Origin of the sequence: Weissella cibaria KACC 11862 (assembly GCF_000193635.1) — a bacterium.
Taxonomy (GTDB): Bacteria; Bacillota; Bacilli; order Lactobacillales; family Lactobacillaceae; genus Weissella; species Weissella cibaria.
Genome location: NZ_AEKT01000033.1, coordinates 100,469 through 118,002, shown reverse-complemented (window position 1 = coordinate 118,002; position 17,534 = coordinate 100,469). Strand labels below are relative to the sequence as shown.

Here is a 17,534-nt window from a genome sequence, read left to right as displayed (position 1 = left end):
GTGGCTTTTTTAGTGGTTGTTAAGATAGAGATAGTGTACCCAAACGCTTGGTTCGAGCACAAAAACTATCTTACACAAGTTATTGCGATAACTATCATTTTGTCTCAGAATTGAGTTAATATCGCGCATTTTTAGTATGTGATTATCGCAATTCAACGCCAGCTTCGCGTGCCAATTGACGTAGATCCGCTGTATCCATATTCAAGTCAGCTCGTAAGCGAGCAAACGTAATGTTGGGCTTAGCTGCAACCCGTTCTTGAATACGAGCTATTTGTGTTTGCCGGAAACCGTTTGTATGGGTCCCTGCATTCTCAATTTTTACACCAAACTCCGCTGCCGTTGATGTGCCAAAGGTATAGTTCAACTGACCCACCCCAGTTGACATTGCTGAATAATCTGCCATCATGTTTCTCCACCATTTTTAAGATAGCCTTATCATACAAGTCATATATGCATAGTTTATGACCGCTTTAGGCGTTAAATCTGGTTTTATTTATGGCTAATCCGCATAATTTCCTCATAAAATGAGCTATTTAATTCTGGCACATCTGATGTAATCTTATTAACCATTTGTGTCACAATATCACCAACATCCCGTCGACTCTCAACCACATCACGAAAAGTCGACAACACAATATAACGTAACTTTGTATTTGATTCTTCGACCTGTGCATACAGATCCATCAAGATTGTTAAAACCGTTTGCTTTTTTTCTGCCATTTTCTTATCCCCTATATCGCCAGTATAAAGGACCGTTACTTTCATATCCGCTTTGGCCTAAAATTGGGTTAATTTTTTGCGATATCTGCTTTTCGGGTAGAAATCAAGCTAAAAATCCATTAAATCGTTCTACTCGTGGGACAAATTGGGCACTCATAATACATCTTTATTCCACAATACCGGTATAATTAATACAGTGGTTTTAAAAGAAGAGAGTATAGTGACTATGTTATTAAGAGAAAAAATTAATGAAATCAGACAGGCGAAACGCGTCTCGATTGATCGCATTACGAAAACTGGTATTTCGAAAAATAAATATTATCGCTTTGTATCAGGTGAAGGTTCCCTAAGTATTGGTGACCTACAAAAATTAATTGAATTGCTGACCGTCTCATTGTCGGAAGTTGTGGCAGACTCCAGTGAACGTGATCAATTGATTTTTAATGAATTTGGCGATTACTTCACACTAGACACCACTGAGTATGAGCAACGTGCTAAAAATGCCGCTCGTCGCTATATGGCAACAAAGCTGACCGCCTACTACACCATTTCAACGGTGTACGAATTAGGTGCCGCTCACAAAAAAGATGAACCAGTCTCGGATTACGTTGACGACCTGTACAACGGACTGAAGCGTCAAAAATTCTTTACCATTTTTGACCTTCAAGTTTTCCGAATCCTAGTGCCTTATCTATCAGTGGCCCGTTTTTTCAAGTTGTATCCGATCTTTACAACCTCGCTCCGGACGTACGAAGCCTATAATCCGGCTGACGGTATTGAGCTAATGATTAAAATTCATGCGACCGCAATGACTTACGCAGTTAGTACCGCAGCCCGAGCGCGTAAATATCTAGACTTTGTCTTAACACAAGTATCAAATATGCGAGGCCGGCCATTTGCTGGTGAATTTGCCATCATGAAACGGTTGGCTAATATTTCCCGACTCTACGTCATGGGCAATGTTGATGCCGCCCAACGCGCCTTCGATTCTTTCTTCGGGGCCGCTAAGCGTTTGGATATGGACCGCCTTTACGCATCCCCAAACATGCAAACGTTCAACGTCTACTGGAAGAAATTAACTTCGCACGCCCCTGAGAAATTGCAACCAACTGCTGCGGACACCGTTCTCGTTGGATTAGACGACTCGGCTGGCGTCTCATTTGCAGAAGTTCCGATGGGGGCGGCGTTTGAATACATTATGAAGCTGAAAAAGTTATCGGTTCACGAATTTGAGACGGCCGGTATGAGTCACTCTAAAATTTACCGAGTTCGGAAGAACTTAGCCGAATTTGACGTGAACGACTTATTCGCAGCCATGATGGCCGCCCGCTTAGATGTTCGTGATGTCGATGTGTATCTAACAACTAATTCAACCGCCTACGGACGCAGTCGCTTTGGCATGCGTCATTTATCAGTTGATGAGATGCAACTCGCCATTACTGATTACGAGAATTTGTATGCTGAGACTGGCTTCGATGTTTACAAAGAAATTGCCTTTGAGTTCCGTGGCACCGTCTTGAAACATACCGTGCCACATTGGCTTCAATCTGAAGAACTGAAGCAACTCTCAATGGAGGTATCCGACCATTTAGGTCATTTCGACACGTGGCATGAAGCACAACAACGTTTAGCTGCTTGGCCAATGCTGAACCAACCGGATTCGAATTTGATTAAGCGTTGGATGGATCAGACTGTTGATTTTGGTCATTATATGGAAACATTCCGTTATCCGTATGACCCAATTTTAATCAACTATGATTCGCCACTCATCCAGGCCGTGCTAAACAAAGACGCTGACCGTGCCGAAGCAATTTATGCACGTCAGTTTGCTGAATACCAGCATCGACCAGACATGCACATCTACTTTAATTATCGCTGGCATATGCTCTTAAATGCCGAATTTATCAAAGTTCTGCGTGAGGGATATGTCATTCCATTGACCATCGATAATTTGCTAAAAGATGTTGAAGTAATAACTGGGGAGCGCGATTTCATTCAACCTTATCAAGAATTGTTAACGATGTTGAAGGAAGTTTATCCCGTCTATTAATACACAAAGAAACCCCGTCGCCATTCCATAATCGGAATAGCGACGGGGTTTTAATTTACATTTAATTAGGCGGTTGGTTGAATAAGTTGTGCTGCATTCAACCGAGCGACTGCATCAACAGCATTGACAACTGACGCTTGTGCACGTGTCGTTTCTGCTTCATCATCCAACAACTCACGTAAGTCCATCTTAGCTTCGTCAACCGCTAAAATCTGATCGATGTACGCCATCTCGTACTGCTCCTGATTTTGCATCGTGAATCCATCCGGTACCACGATGCTCATCACTGGATTGTACTCCATTGTTGCTTCACCATCCATCTCATTCATCGGTGCCGACGCTTGTTGCAATTGCTGGAACTTCTGACTAACATTCAAAGCCACGATATCTGACAGGGCGTTTTCAACATGCTTAACAGCCTGTTCGACCTGACCAATTGTCGCACCATCATCCATTGCCTCTTGCAGGGCCATCTTAGCATCCTCGAGTAGTAAGACGTGGTCAATATATGCTTCTTCGTAATCGTCTGCATCAATATTAGCAAACCCAGCTGGCGCAGCAATCATATTAGCAGGCTCATGATCCAACGTTTGTGACCAAACATCATCTGCTTGATACGTCACACGCCCATCGGTAATCTGCGTCGCTTGCTGTGCAACCATAAAGCGTTGCGCTTCATTTAAGGCTACTACCGCAGCTAATGCACGACTAACTGCTTGGCCATGTTCAGCCAGAGAACGCGTTGTCGCATTGTCATCGATAGCCTCTTGTAACAGCATCTTCGCCTCATCGACAGCAATCACTGCGTCAGCATAACGCTCAGCATACGCTGCTTCATTGACATTAACCGTCCCAGCTGGCGCAACTAATTGAGCAGCTGGCTCTTCATCCAAAAAGCTAGCGTAAGTTGTCCCCCAATCAGCCCAGTTAGCTGGTACATCGGCATCGCGTGCTAACAGGTCGGTTGTCGGTGCATAATTCATTGCCACTGACTTCAAATCGGCCACTGGCAATTGCTCTGGCGCTTGCATGTCACCAAGGCGGAACCCAGCAAATGATAATGGCACAATCGTCAAAGCCACCATACCGATAGCTTGTGCAATGGCAACCACCAGTGTGGGCATTTCACCAACAATCGTATCCGTTTGACTAGCTTTCGTCCACTTCATACCATCAGCTAGCAGACTTTGCATGCTGACCGGTGTCGTGGTCGTTACTTGCCGTGCAACACGCTGTACACCGTTAACTGACTTATTAGGCGTTGCCCATTCGATAACAATGGCCTTATCGTCCAATTGTGCGACACGTACATGACTACCCTGTGGCAGACTGTGTGCCAATAATTTGTTAACTGCCTGCAAAACATCATGTTGCTTACTATTATTTGTATGTGCCAACTGTGCCACTAATTTTTGTAGCACCGCACTCCGCACAACCATCCGTTGGACAGTCGTTGTCGCAGCATGTGTCGCCTTAGAATTAGTCAACGCAACATGCGGTACGGCTCGATCAACGACCATCTTTTCGGCAAGCTGCGTCCGGGCCACCTTCGTCTGGTTATGGTGAGTCTGATGTGACTCCGCCTTGCTAGACTGCTCAGATTTTGGTGTCGTTGCGTCAATCCGTGCACTAGAACTTGGTGTGACTGGCGTAGCTGGTGCAACTGAGGCAACACTTACACTTGATGTCGCAAGCGATGATGCGGCTGACGATGATTCTGATACTGCCGACGAAACGCTTGAAGAAGCTGTCGAACTTGGTGCCGAAGCAGGCAAGGTACTTGGCGTGGTCACATCACCCCCCTTGTCAACGACCATTGGATTAATCAACGAAAACGCTGGCGTCGTTCCTTGATCAACTAATGTCACACCCATTTGTGAACTAGAATCACCGGTGATGGCCTTAATTGCCAACGCCATCGTGGCCACATTTTTTGCACCCACAACCATTGATTGCTTATACGAACCGTCAACTGCCTGAACCGTTAACACCCCTGTACCATCACCATTTGCAACATAGCTTATCGTAACAGGCACAACTATGTTTGGTGTTACTGCCGTCCCTAAATCATTAGAACCCGCAGTTTGTACATCTGTCGCAAAACTATCAGCCGTCATCCCTGTTTTAGTCGTCACTGAGTGATTTATAAAATCAAGCCCTGAGCCCACGTGATAACCAACATATTGTGTCCAAATGGCATTCCCATAACTGGTATACCCCAGCGTGTGCCCACCAAGTTGGGCCACCAAGTCAGTAATCGCTTGGGTATTCGTCATAGCTGTGCCATCAGGGTTAATATTTGCTGGTAACAGCTCACCAGCAGCATAAGCGATATCGTTCTTCACAACATCATTGGCGGCATAAACTGTCCCATCAGGGGCGGTAAAGCCGGACTTCAATTGCGTACCAGCCTTAATAACGGTGCCGTTTTCAGGTGCCGTCAATCGGAAACCAGCCTGGGCAATCGTATTAGCAAGATTAGTGATGCCATCACCATTATTTGCATTCAGGTCAAGACCCCAAGCAAACGCTCCCCTAACACCATCAATTCCCAAACCACCACCATTATTACCGGTCGTTGCAGCTGCTTTAGGATCAACTGGCAACAGTGTAAGACCTAAGAAATCACCAAAGACGTGGTTCATATCTTGTAGATTGGCCAAGTCCAATTCAAGATTTAACGTCCAATTTGCCTTCATATCAACTTGCTTGTTAAACGTTAATGCACCTTGTTGTCCCTTATTGGTCGTTAATGTATAGACTGATCGTGACTTATTCGTTGCCGCAATACTAGCATAATATGAAGCGGTTGCCACTAAACTAGCATAAGTTGCACTTGCACTTCGATTATAGCCGGCTACTGTCTTAGCTGAGTCGGCCGCTAAAGACGCCATCATCGCCAATGAACTAGCCATAGCTGGCGTCAGAGTTGTCATAACCGCTTGTGACTTTGTCGCCCCCGATGTCACCGCCGTAAAGTGCGAACCCACCGTTTCTTGGCTAACTTGCGTATCCGACGCAACGTTGCTTGTAGCGGTCTTGGCGGCAGGTGCAACTGAACTAGCGACGTCACTTGACGTAGCCGCCGGCAATACTGCCGCGTAAGACACTGGGACGTGAACTGCTGACAAACTTTGCGCCGTCGCAGTTACTTGCGCCATGGCGCTTTGATCATCACCATCTACAACACCTAAATCAACTGTGCTGTCAACTGATTGACTAGTTTCACCTGATTGTTGCGATGAACTTTGCACACTGACCGATGAACTTACGACGGCAGAACTTGATGTCACAACTGACGACACCATTGATTGACTTGATTGATCACTGACACTACTAATCGATTCATCGCTTGCGATTGCTGATGAATTTTCATTTGCAGATGTCGATGCTGTGCTAGCGACTGAGGTAGCCGCTACCGTTAAATTCGATGCACTATCAACGTTGGGCGCTATTTGATTGGTTGTGGCCGTAGCTGACGTACTGGTTTGCTCAGCTGGTGTCACATCAGCTGAAACGTTCACTGGCATCAAGCCGCCCAGTCCAACTGCAGCGGCAAAGATTCCCGCAACGACCCAACGCTTACCGTCTTTATACATCTTAAAATGTTTTTGTGTTGGTTCTAATGCTTTGAAAGACTTGAAATTCATTTCCCAAACTTCCTCTCTGTTTTCTTAAAGCGGTTCGCGTTTGGCCTGAGGATATCAGAAAAGGCCACCCATCTTACTAGTAGACGCGTGACCTTTTCTCATTTCCACAGTACAAAACACCTACGCAAAAAGCGTAAACTCTGTGTATCATACCAACTACCATTCCATGTTTATTATTATAACAGGTTACTGTGGTTATGTATAAAAAATAAGCAAAAAACAGCGGTAGAATGTGTCGCTTTTGAAACATTCTACCGCTGTTTTTAATGTTTGTGATAAGTGGCTTTACACTAACTGGTTAAGCCACTTTATTGTAATAGGTTTTTAAAGATTGTTAACTTTGACAAGAGCATCTGAGCAGCAACCGCTAATGCACTCATACCAACAGATAACGCTGAAAACGTCCGCGCTTTGTCGTTCCACATTGAAGGCTTTGGCGCGTCAGCCGTTGAACTTAATAATGACCCCTTTTTAACAACCGTTGTGTCATTTGGCTGATCACGCTTAGTGCTTGGCTTTGCTGATGCAAGACCCGGCGCACTTACTGGCGTCGTTTGCGCTGGTTGTTGCAACGCTGCTGCTGCGTCAATGACCGCACTTGCAGACGTTGGCGCTTGCCAATCAATTTGCTTAGTTGGCGCAATTGTTGTTGCCATCTTAGGCAAGTTAATAATTGCGGCTGGCTGGGTTGCCAATGCTGGCAGGATAACCTGGGTTACCCCGTTTGATTGTGGCACAACTGGTGTGGCCTCAGACTGAACACCCGTATCACTGGCAGCAACTGCAGCCATACTTGCCGGTGCTGATGCCGCTGAACTGATTGCACTAGATGGTGTAACCGTCGCTGACTCACTGGCCTCTGAAGCAGATGATGCGACTGATTGGGATGGCGCTACCGTGATACTTGATTGTGAAGGTACGTTGGATACCACCGGTGTCTCGCTAGCTACCTCTGACGTCGTATCACTAGGCATCGTTACTGCTGAAGATGATGCCGGTGCTTGTGAAGTGACCACCGATGACGGCGCCTCACTTGGCGTTGTCACGACTGCAGATACGCTGTGTGATACCTGAACAGATGACGCACTCGGTGCAACAGACGAAGCGCTTGACGCTACTGACCCAGGATCAGTTGCTGCAGATGAATTTGCATCTGACGTTGCGCTAGATGACGCTGGGTTGTTTGATGCAAAGGCAGCCCCCGTCAATGTGAAGTGAGCAACTGAGCCTTGAATGGCAGATAACGTCACGTATAGTTGACCGCCTTGTACCATTGCGATTTGATCCTGATCAGAAGATGATACTCCAGTTGCAGTAACGCCGGCTGGCAATGCAATCAACTGCATGCCTTCCAAGTTACCGTCCTGGCCGGCATATTCAATGCTTGATCCGCCGTTAGTACCATCTGACTGGAACCAGGTAACTGGGTTTCCTGCATCATCAACCAAATTAATCACAATTTGCTTTTGATTAGTACTTGTTGCCGATTCAAGTCCTGATGTATATGGTGAAGCTTCAACCAATTTCTCTTGTTGAACGAGCAATGTTCCCGTGGCTGCCAAACCAACGAGTGCCGTCAACACAATTTTTTCTCTCTTTAATGTCATGTCTGACGCCCTCTTTCGTCCCACAAACATTCCTAATGAATGGTATAACTCAGTGCAACTGCTTTAAATATCCAAGCAATTGCCAAGAACACCAACGGAATATTCGCTAACAAACCTTTCGCAATTCCCCGAAGGAAAATTGTATAAACCAGTCGCGCAATTGATGCCAAAATTGCTGTGGTCAGTACCGCCAATGATAACGTAATCCACAAACGTGAATTCGGTTGTATAAACATATCGAACACACTAGTGACGAAATACAAACCGATCATCACCATAATATTTTGGCCGCGCTGGTTAATTCTCTTTCTTAATGTTTTCCGGTACGTCTTCTGATCGGAGACGCCCGACTTTGTTTTTGATACCATATTATCCATTTCGCGTTCCCTTAGTTTCCGAATGTATCTTCATTCTAACCGAAAGCAACTTGTGTGCATATGGTCTTGCCTTCTCTTTACGTCCCAGTATAGCAACACTTTCCACTATCCAGGATAAAAAAGTTAGTGTTTAACACAAAAACGGGTAAACTCATTTGAATTTACCAGTCATTGCTAACATCACACTAGCTATTAAGAAATGAATTGACTGATCGAGTGTTGCAAAAAGATCGCGTCTTTTCAATTAGGTATGGTGTGGTATGAGAGAAAAGTCAACCGCTCCACCAGCCAATTCATTTCTTAACATGTATAAGTGTACCCCCGCCTAACCTTCATATTTGGTTTCTTCCCCAAATTAAGCTCTATAACTATGGTTTTCCAAGTAACCTAAAAAAAGAGCTGAATTCTATGCGAATTCAGCTCAAATCTGGGACGTTTTTGCCATTTGTCCGTTATTTTTTCAAATTAACTTTGCAGTCCAGCTAAAACTTTCCGACGCCAAGCAACCAATCTGATGATAATTGCTAACGAAGCGACTGCCAAGGCCGCAACCATGCCCCAAAAGAGCATAGGCAAATGGGCAACTCTGGCTGAAAACATCGACATGCGCGTTGTAACGAACTGACTATTTGCCATCGATGTATTCTTATCTAAATCACTTAAAGCTGCCGTCGACACTTGCCACGGTAACTTAGTCGCGTCTAAGTGTGTAATCGCTTGATTCGGCCCCGTGTTCACTGGGTACATCAAGTCATTCTTGTTGTTCAAAGTGTGTCGTAGACCCATCGCGTGGCCCATCTCGTGGGCGATAACGCTGGCTGTGTAGTCAGCTGCCGTCTGGTATGAGGTCAACTTAAAATTAGTGAATATTCCTTTTGTAAAAATGACAATCTTTTTGGTGCCAGCTACATCCGATGTTTCGCCTAAAACATCAGCTGCTACTTGGTTTCCTTTCGCATGGCCCGCAATTTCTTTTGTATCGTTAAATTCAATCGTGATTGTCGTGGCGTCCGATTGCGCATCAGCTGCCTGAAAGAGGCTTGGTTCGTGCAAGGCTGTCGTCCACATCGTTTCAGCGGCCACAACAGCTTTGCGCTGGTTTGCCGTACCAGCTAACACATTCACGCGATACCGCGCCTGATTAACGGTGTCAGCATGGGCTGTATGACCAGCAACCAGTAAGACACCAAGCAAACTTATCACGATTCGGAATAAAACATGTTGCGTTACACGCATCGTATTCAACCTCATCTCAACTCAATTTCTTTCCCGTATTGGATTATACAGTGCCAAGCACTTTTTTCAAGCATTTCGTTTCACAATTAGTAAGCCGGATAGACCTCACGAATTGCGTCCAAAATCGCTAAATAAGGCACAATAAATCGACGTTCGCCAGTCACGGTCTCAACATCGCGCAAAACACCTTCGATTGTCATCGGCACCACGAAACCATCTTGAACAACTTTTAGCAGCTGTTCGTTCAACAATTTATGCCAACGATAATTGAAGTAGATTTGCAAATCAGGGCGTGCCTGGTATTCTGCAAACAAGCGTTGGTAGACTTCTTGCGCCTTTGCAACATCCTGTCGTAAGATCGCCTGCATTAAAACCGGATCAAAATTAATTAAAATCGGATCGTACGGATACTTAAACACCTGTGCATTGCGAGTGAACGATAACAAAATTTCCATCCGTTGACCAACGCCAACATCAGTCGTTTCATCCAAAAACGCCCACGAAGCAAGCCGGTGTTGCGACTCATGCCATTCATCAAAATGTTCCAAATGGGTTTTAACGTCGTCAGACAATTGTTGTAATTCTGGTGATGTCAGCCAATTCTTGACCGTATTTTTAATGACTACACCCCGGAATTCAAGACTCATTTCCGTATACAAATCTAAGCCGGTTTCTTCAGCTAAGGCTTCGTACTTGGTGATCGCCTCTTGTAACTCCGTCAGACTTAGGTGTCGCATACCAAACCGTGGGCGCCCCATTGCAGCCGAACTGGCCGTTAAATATACGTCAATATCACGGACATCCAAACGGGCGGCCAACATTCCCGCAAACAAATCTTCCACATCAAATTCAGCTAGGTTTTTACGAACCCGATAAATTTTAGAGTGACTCATCCCCGCCAGCTCAAATTCATGGACTGATAATTTCTTAAGCTTCATGATAAAGGCAAATGCTTCACCCATACCAAAAACGCCAAAATCAACCGTTTCAATTTCAGCTGATTTTAGGGCTGTATCAGATTCCTGAAGTTTGCTTGGGTCAATCGAAATCAATCGCTTCCAAAATGTTTCGAAATCCAACAAGTTGGGGGACACCCATAAGCGCTGAACATCTAATCGCTTGGCTGCCCCATTAAAACTATCGAACGCGCGTTTAGCCGCATCCACATTACCACTTTGGTACAGGCGCACAATCGACACGAAGCGTTTCATAATCGAAAATTCAGATGTAAATGGGCGCCCTTGTAAAGCTTCAATTTGTTCAATGACAAAACTCAAGTACTTTTGGGCTCGTGCTGTCGAACTGATGGCATATGACAAAGCAGTTGCGTGCACTTTTACCATCAACTCAATACCGTCAGCCGGATTATAATTTTCATAAGTTCGCAATGAAACGGCAAACACCTCATACAACTTAAAGAAACGTGCCACGTTTAACTGTGGCATTAAAATGCGAAAAACTTGCAAATCAAAAATTGTAAAAAAACGTTGCCGTTTCAGTTCTTTATATAATTCATCAACATAATCTGAAATATCTTCGCCAGCTTTACGCCCCGCTAATAATTCATACACTGTCGACGCAATATAATGCGCCTTCATTTGCGTTTGCATATAACGGTGCGCGAACACGCTAGCACGTTCGCGCAATTCAGGCAGTGACAATTGCCAATAGTCACCAAATTCATTGAAAATCAAACTATCACGCTCATCAGATTCGGCTACCAATTCCGATAACGAAACCGTCAAGATTTCAATTATTTTTTGTAAATCTCCGATACTAACGGACCCCTCGCCTGATACGAACCGGTAGTATTTATTTTTTGAGATACCGTTTCGCACAAACCTTTCAATGGGAATGTGTTTGGTCTGACGGATCTCATTTATGCGTTCGCGTAATAACATATAGTAGACCACACTTTCTCTTTCTCTATCTTATCCACTTCTTAATAGTATAGGACATTGTTTCCGTTTTGTCAGAGCTTTTGTTATCGTAAAGTCCGATGCCGGTTACATACAATTCACATAGCTCAGCAAATAATAGCATGAAAAAAAGACAGAAAGCCGATTGGTTTTCTGTCTTTTTGAGAAGTTATTATGCATTTACCTTAGCAATCAAAGCCTTCGTGAATGCTTGTAGTTCTTCAGTTGCTTCAACGTCGGGGCTCAAGTTAACCTTCACACCGTCTGCACCCTTGGTAGCACCTGACTTTTCGAATTGGGCCTCGAACTTGTCGATAGCAACTGCAAAGTCCTTACCGTAGAAGTCATCCCCTGAACCTGAGACACCATAAACGATACCTGATAGGTCAGTATCTTCCAAATCTTCAAAGAAGTCCAAAGACTCGTCAGGAACCGTTCCCTTATCAAACGTGTATGGTACAACCACAACGATATCAGTTTCATCAGCTGAGATGTCGTGAGGGTCAACCATTTGGATATCTTCCTTAGTGACTTCAACACCTTCTGCCTCAAATGTATCAATAATTACATCTGCGACGTCTTCGTTGTTCCCAGTGATAGTTGCGTAAAATACACGTGCCTTCATGATAAATTACCTCTGTTAAAGTTTTTAATTTCTTAATTGATGTGTTTAGTTTATAGCTAAATTAGGCCACTTTCAAATTAAAAGGGGTGATTATCATACTCAATCCAAGGTTCGTGTGAATCTTGGATACGCTTGAACATCTTTTGCATGTCCAACGTTGAGAATGTCACCAAGACAGGCCGACCGTGTGGGCAATTATAAGGGTTCTCTGAGTGTGATAATTGATCAAGCAACCCCTTAGCTTCAAAATCATTCATTGACCAGTTAGCTTTGATTGAGCGCTTGCATGCCATCATAATTGCCGTTCGCTCCCGGAATTGCGCAACCGTTAAGCTACCATCGCGTAGAATCCAGTCAACCATTTCACGAATCGTATCTTCTTCTTGTCCCTTTTCAAACCAGCCAGGATGCTCGCGCACAATGACCGCATCATCCCCGAATGGTTCCAAATGTAGGCCAACTTGGGCTAACTCGACTTCATGTGACTGAATCTTCAAAATATCAATTTTTGGATAATTCAGCACGATCGGCACGAGTAACTTTTGCATTTCCAAGCCGACCTTACCGATTTCTTCACGGTAATACTCATACTTAACACGTTCCTGAGCCGCGTGCTGGTCAATGAGGTACAGCCCTTCTTCAGATTGCGCAAACAAGAACGTCCCGTGCATTTGGCCAATATAGTCTAACTTTGGGAATGTTTGTCCATGCTCATCAACTGCTTGAATACTGTCATCTGTCAAATCAAGTGACTTTTGCTCAGCCACCATCGCTGTCCCACCTTCGTCGAAGGGGTTAATGTCCGCACCATCTTGATACTTAGTCGCAAACTCACTCACGGCTGTTCCTTGCAGTTCCTCTGCATGATGAACGACCACAGGGGTCACATCAGACACAGAGAAGTTGTCAGCCAACTTTTCATAGTCAGCTGGCGTCATTGGCACTGGATGATCCGGTGTCGACTCCGGCGCGTACGAACTAACGTATGGCTGTGACGCATCGTTCAGCTGGGCAATAAAGGCGGCATCATTTTCAGCTGCATTTTGTTCTTCACCCAAATAATTCTCATAGGCATTCGGAATCAAATTCTCGTTAGCAAACCGCTCCTTCACAGCTTGTTCAATCAACGCCATCAACTGGCTTTCTTTCGACAAGCGGACCTCATGCTTTTGCGGGTGTACGTTCACATCAACCAGCAATGGATCCATTGTTATTTGTAACACCGCAATGGGGAAGCGACCAACCATTAGCTTAGAACCATAGCCTTTAATCAGGGCTTTGGTGAGATTGTAATTTTTAATATAGCGCCCATTAATCAGCACCGAAATGTATGAACGACTTGCACGCGTTAATTCTGGCAATGAGATGTAACCCGACACCTCAAAGTCGTTATCTTCAGCTTGGATAGCCTGCATCTTACGCGCTTGTTGGACACCGTAAATGGCCGCAATAACTTGTTGCAAGTTACCATTACCTGCTGTTCGCATCACCTCATTACCATTGTGCGACAACCGGAAGCCAATCTCTGGATAACTCAGTGCCAATCGATTGATAACGTCCACAATCTGGGCCAACTCGGTCGACTGTGACTTCAAATACTTCAAGCGGGCTGGCGTGTTGAAGAAAATATCTGACACCGTAATGTCCGTTCCCTTACGTGCACCGGTCCCGATTTCCTCGAGTAATTCGCCACCCTTGTAGTGAACCCGCTTACCTTGTTCCGCTCCGGCTGTGGCTGTTTCCAACACAACATCCGCAACTGACGCAATTGATGGTAGCGCTTCACCACGGAACCCAAGTGAATGCACGCGGAACAAATCATTACGCGATGTAATCTTTGATGTTGCGTGACGCAGAAAGGCCTTCGTCACCTGGTCAGCATCGATGCCATCGCCATCATCGATAATGCGAATTGATTTTACCCCTGCTTCTTCCACCAAAATATCAATTTGCTGGGAATTAGCATCAATCGCATTTTCAACCAACTCTTTAACCACTGACGCAGGCCGTTCAATCACCTCACCGGCCGCAATCTGGTTCGCTAAAATATCAGAAAGCTCATGAATCTCAGCCATCTCTTAACCCTCTTTTACTTCATTTGCTTTTGCCACTCATTTAACTTCATCATGGCATCTAATGGCGTCATTGTTGCAATATTTGTTGCTTTAATTTCATCCAAAACAGCTTGCATAGCAGGATCAATTTCTGGTCCAACCGCAAACAAGTCTAACTGCGTATCCGCTGGTTCGGCCGCCGCAACCTCGGGTTCTGGCTCAGCCACTGACGCTTGATAGGTGGCAACTGGTTCAGCTAACTTAGCAGGTCGTGTTGGTGCCGTTGCTTCCAATGACACATCCTGTGCCTCCAAGTTAGCCAAGATATCAGCCGCCCGGTCAATCAAACTATCTGGCAAGCCAGCCAATTTCGCGACGTTGATTCCGTAACTTTGATCTGCTGGTCCTGTTAAGACCTTGTGTGAAAAGACTAGTTCACCATTCTCTTCCGTCGCGCCAACGTGAACATTTCGCAAATTAGGCAACTCATCAGACAACGCTGTTAACTCGTGATAGTGAGTTGAGAATAACGTTTTCGCCTTCGTGTTATTGTGCACGTGTTCAATAATCGCTTGCGCCAAAGCCATTCCATCATAGGTTGCCGTTCCGCGTCCAAGTTCATCAAACAAAATCAATGATCGCTTTGTGGCATTCTGAATGGCTGTATTTGCTTCAGACATTTCCACCATGAACGTTGAATTACCGGAAATCAAGTCGTCCGCCGCCCCAATGCGAGTAAAGATTTGGTCAAAAATAGGTAATTCAGCTTCGCTAGCTGGCACGTACGAACCAATTTGTGCCATCACCACCGTCAACGCTAATTGACGCATGTAGGTTGACTTACCAGACATATTCGGTCCCGTAATCAACATGATGGTCTCATCCTCATCCATAAAGACGTCGTTGGCGACATACGATTGGTGGCCCAATACTTTTTCCACAACCGGGTGGCGACCGTCCTTAATCACCAACCGTTGCTTATCCGTTAACTCAGGTCGCGTAAACTTGTAGTCTTCTGCCACGGTTGCTAATGATTGTAGCACATCCAATTCGGCCAACGTGGCAGCGAGCTTTTGAATACGCGTAATGTTATTTTTAATTTGCTCACGCACTTCCGTAAATAACTGATACTCCAAATCGCTCGACTTCGTTTCAGCTTCCAGAATCATTTGTTCGCGATCTTTTAGTTCGGGCGTGATAAAGCGTTCCGCATTGACCAAGGTTTGCTTCCGTGTATAACGGTCTGGGTCAAGTTTATCAATGTTCGCTTTAGTAACTTCGATGTAGTAACCAAACACCTTGTTAAAGCCAATTTTCAACGAACTAATACCGGTTTCGCTACGTTCCTTCGCCTCTAATTCAGCTAACCATTGCTTACCATTCTTCATGACACTGCGATATTCATCCAAGCGTGTATTATACCCGGCCCGAATTACACCACCATCGGTAACCGAAATTGGTGGTTCTTCAGCAATGGCCGTGGAAATTAACTTTTCAATGTCTGAAACAGGGTCAATTCGACGTAGCAAATCACCAAAGACGGCCGGATCCAAATCACCCAGTGTCACCATGATGTCTGGCACTTGTCGCAAAGAATTGCGCAACTGCAATAAGTCACGCCCATTCGCTGTACCATATGCCACGCGACCAGCCAAACGTTCCAAATCATAAACTGACTTCAATGTTTCTTGTAACGCCGCCCGCGAGAAGAAATCCTTGAGCAACTCACCAATCTTGTCATAGCGTTGTTCAATCGTTTCCCGATCCAGTAATGGTTGTTCCAACCACTGCTTTAAGGCACGCCCACCCATTGCGGTTTTCGTATTGTCCAGTAACCACAAGAGGGTACCTGACCGTTGTTGGGTGCGTAAATTAACCGTCAATTCCAAATTAGCGCGTGAGTTACGATCTAACTTCAAGTATTGGGCAATTTCGTATGATGACGCCATTTGCAAGTGATCGAGTGACCGCTTTTGTGTCGCAAATAGATAGGCCAATAACACATCAGCAGCCTCTTTTTGTTCTGGCACCGTCAGTTGTTGCGTCAAATATGACGTTTCCGCATTCGCCGCCTCTTCATCCTGATGTGACACCAAAATTCCCAAACTGGTTAAATTAGCCATCAAATCATCTGGCAACGTTGCGTTTGTAACAATCTCCTTCGTTTCAAGGCGACTGATTTCATTAAGAACGCCCCCAGTGGCAGTCACCGTGGTCGCTTTAACTTCACCCGTTGATAGATCGGTGTACGCCAAACCGAACCCACCTGCTGGTGTCATTGATAGACTAACTAGATAGTTATTTTCTTTTGCCGCATCAGCACTCGTGCGCATTCGGGTACCAGGAGTCACCAGTTGGACAACCTCGCGCTTAACCATCCCCTCTGCTTCAGCCGGATTTTCCATCTGTTCAACAACCGCAACTTTGTATCCCTTATCGACCAAAATATCGATATAATTCTGGGCGGCGTGATGTGGTACGCCGGCCATAGGAATCGGTTCAGCGGAATTTTTATTCCGTTGGGTCAACGTTAATTCTAATAATTGTGAGCCCAAAACGGCATCGTCATTAAACAGTTCATAAAAATCTCCCAGACGATAAAACAAAAATGCATCTGGATATTGCGCCTTGATTTCGTTGTACTGCTTCATCATTGGCGTTTCTTTCGGCTTAGCCATTATGCAAGTATTCCTTCCGTTTAAAATGTGGAAAAACGCTCACCGGTTCACCGCCGGTAAGCGCCTCTGTTTAACTAATCTTCATCCTTGAACAAGTCAGCCAAACCAGCCAGTGGCGTGTTTGCTTGCACTGGCTCTTCTTCCTTTTTCTTGTCAAAGTCATCTTCAGAAATCACTGCCCAACCATTACCTTCAGGCATTGGTTGATTCTGTTCTTCTTCAGTCAACACTTGCAATGGTACTGACAATGCCACGTACTCAGCCAACGCTTGGTTGAAATCAATCACACCATCTTCAACTAAGATGACTGAATCTTCAATTTCATAACGATCAGCGTGCGCTTCATCTTGCAAGTAAACTTCGTCAATGTCAAAATCAATTGGCATTTCCACAGGTTCCAATGAACGCGTTGACGGCGTCACTAGTTGTCCTTTCACATTCGCGTGAACAATGATGTCTTCACGATCTGCTTGTGCAAATCCCGTCACCGTCAACGGTGTAACATCTAAAATGACATCCCCAAATGTTGTTGTAATTTCATCCTTCAAATCCACAACTTCATTGAATTGGAGTGCTTCTGTCTTGTACTTTTGGAGTTCCACAAATTGCCACTTCATG

Annotated in this window: 12 protein-coding genes; 1 reads left to right on the top strand and 11 read right to left on the bottom strand. The window is 45.0% G+C overall.

The window, feature by feature from the left end; all coding sequences use genetic code 11:
* Positions 1 to 142: 142 nt before the first annotated feature.
* Together ESE_RS0107685 and ESE_RS0107680 are read right to left on the bottom strand one after the other, a co-directional pair.
* Entirely contained in the window at positions 143 to 406 is a 264-nt protein-coding gene (locus ESE_RS0107685; protein ID WP_224159296.1) for a hypothetical protein, read from the bottom strand.
* An 83-nt stretch (positions 407 to 489) separates the two neighbouring features.
* On the bottom strand, positions 490 to 720 hold the full coding sequence (locus ESE_RS0107680; protein WP_010373563.1) for a hypothetical protein: 231 nt from the start codon (positions 718 to 720) through the stop codon (positions 490 to 492).
* Positions 721 to 946: 226 nt separating this feature from the next.
* Here ESE_RS0107680 and ESE_RS0107675 point away from each other — a divergent pair, with 226 nt between their 5' ends.
* Positions 947 to 2,770 (top strand): helix-turn-helix domain-containing protein, encoded by a 1,824-nt coding sequence (locus ESE_RS0107675; protein WP_010373561.1) that lies wholly within the window; start codon positions 947 to 949, stop codon positions 2,768 to 2,770.
* 65 nt (positions 2,771 to 2,835) lie between these two features.
* Here the strand turns inward: ESE_RS0107675 and ESE_RS0107670 are convergent, their stop codons facing one another.
* From ESE_RS0107670 to ESE_RS0107630, 9 genes are all read right to left on the bottom strand, one after another.
* Positions 2,836 to 6,420, bottom strand: a complete 3,585-nt coding sequence (locus ESE_RS0107670; RefSeq protein WP_029237491.1) for a KxYKxGKxW signal peptide domain-containing protein — start codon at positions 6,418 to 6,420, stop codon at positions 2,836 to 2,838.
* A gap of 308 nt (positions 6,421 to 6,728) precedes the next feature.
* Positions 6,729 to 8,027, bottom strand: a complete 1,299-nt coding sequence (locus ESE_RS0107665; protein WP_010373558.1) for a hypothetical protein — start codon at positions 8,025 to 8,027, stop codon at positions 6,729 to 6,731.
* A gap of 32 nt (positions 8,028 to 8,059) precedes the next feature.
* Positions 8,060 to 8,404 (bottom strand): hypothetical protein, encoded by a 345-nt coding sequence (locus ESE_RS0107660; protein WP_010373556.1) that lies wholly within the window; start codon positions 8,402 to 8,404, stop codon positions 8,060 to 8,062.
* A gap of 465 nt (positions 8,405 to 8,869) precedes the next feature.
* The gene (locus ESE_RS0107655; protein ID WP_010373553.1) at positions 8,870 to 9,640 is read right to left on the bottom strand and encodes a M57 family metalloprotease; all 771 of its coding nucleotides are present in this window, start codon (positions 9,638 to 9,640) and stop codon (positions 8,870 to 8,872) included.
* A gap of 86 nt (positions 9,641 to 9,726) precedes the next feature.
* The gene (locus ESE_RS0107650; protein WP_029237490.1) at positions 9,727 to 11,385 is read right to left on the bottom strand and encodes a hypothetical protein; all 1,659 of its coding nucleotides are present in this window, start codon (positions 11,383 to 11,385) and stop codon (positions 9,727 to 9,729) included.
* A gap of 346 nt (positions 11,386 to 11,731) precedes the next feature.
* Complete coding sequence (locus tag ESE_RS0107645; protein ID WP_010373549.1) at positions 11,732 to 12,184, bottom strand: flavodoxin domain-containing protein; 453 nt, start codon at positions 12,182 to 12,184, stop codon at positions 11,732 to 11,734.
* 77 nt (positions 12,185 to 12,261) lie between these two features.
* Positions 12,262 to 14,259 carry a DNA mismatch repair endonuclease MutL gene (mutL, locus tag ESE_RS0107640; RefSeq protein WP_010373547.1) on the bottom strand — a complete coding sequence of 666 codons (1,998 nt, stop codon included), beginning with the start codon at positions 14,257 to 14,259 and terminating at the stop codon, positions 12,262 to 12,264.
* A 14-nt stretch (positions 14,260 to 14,273) separates the two neighbouring features.
* Complete coding sequence (gene mutS, locus ESE_RS0107635; RefSeq protein WP_010373545.1) at positions 14,274 to 16,916, bottom strand: DNA mismatch repair protein MutS; 2,643 nt, start codon at positions 16,914 to 16,916, stop codon at positions 14,274 to 14,276.
* Between the two features lie 74 nt (positions 16,917 to 16,990).
* Positions 16,991 to 17,533, bottom strand: coding sequence for a DUF177 domain-containing protein (locus ESE_RS0107630; RefSeq protein WP_010373543.1), 543 nt, complete (start codon positions 17,531 to 17,533; stop codon positions 16,991 to 16,993).
* Between the last annotated feature and the right edge of the window lies 1 nt (position 17,534).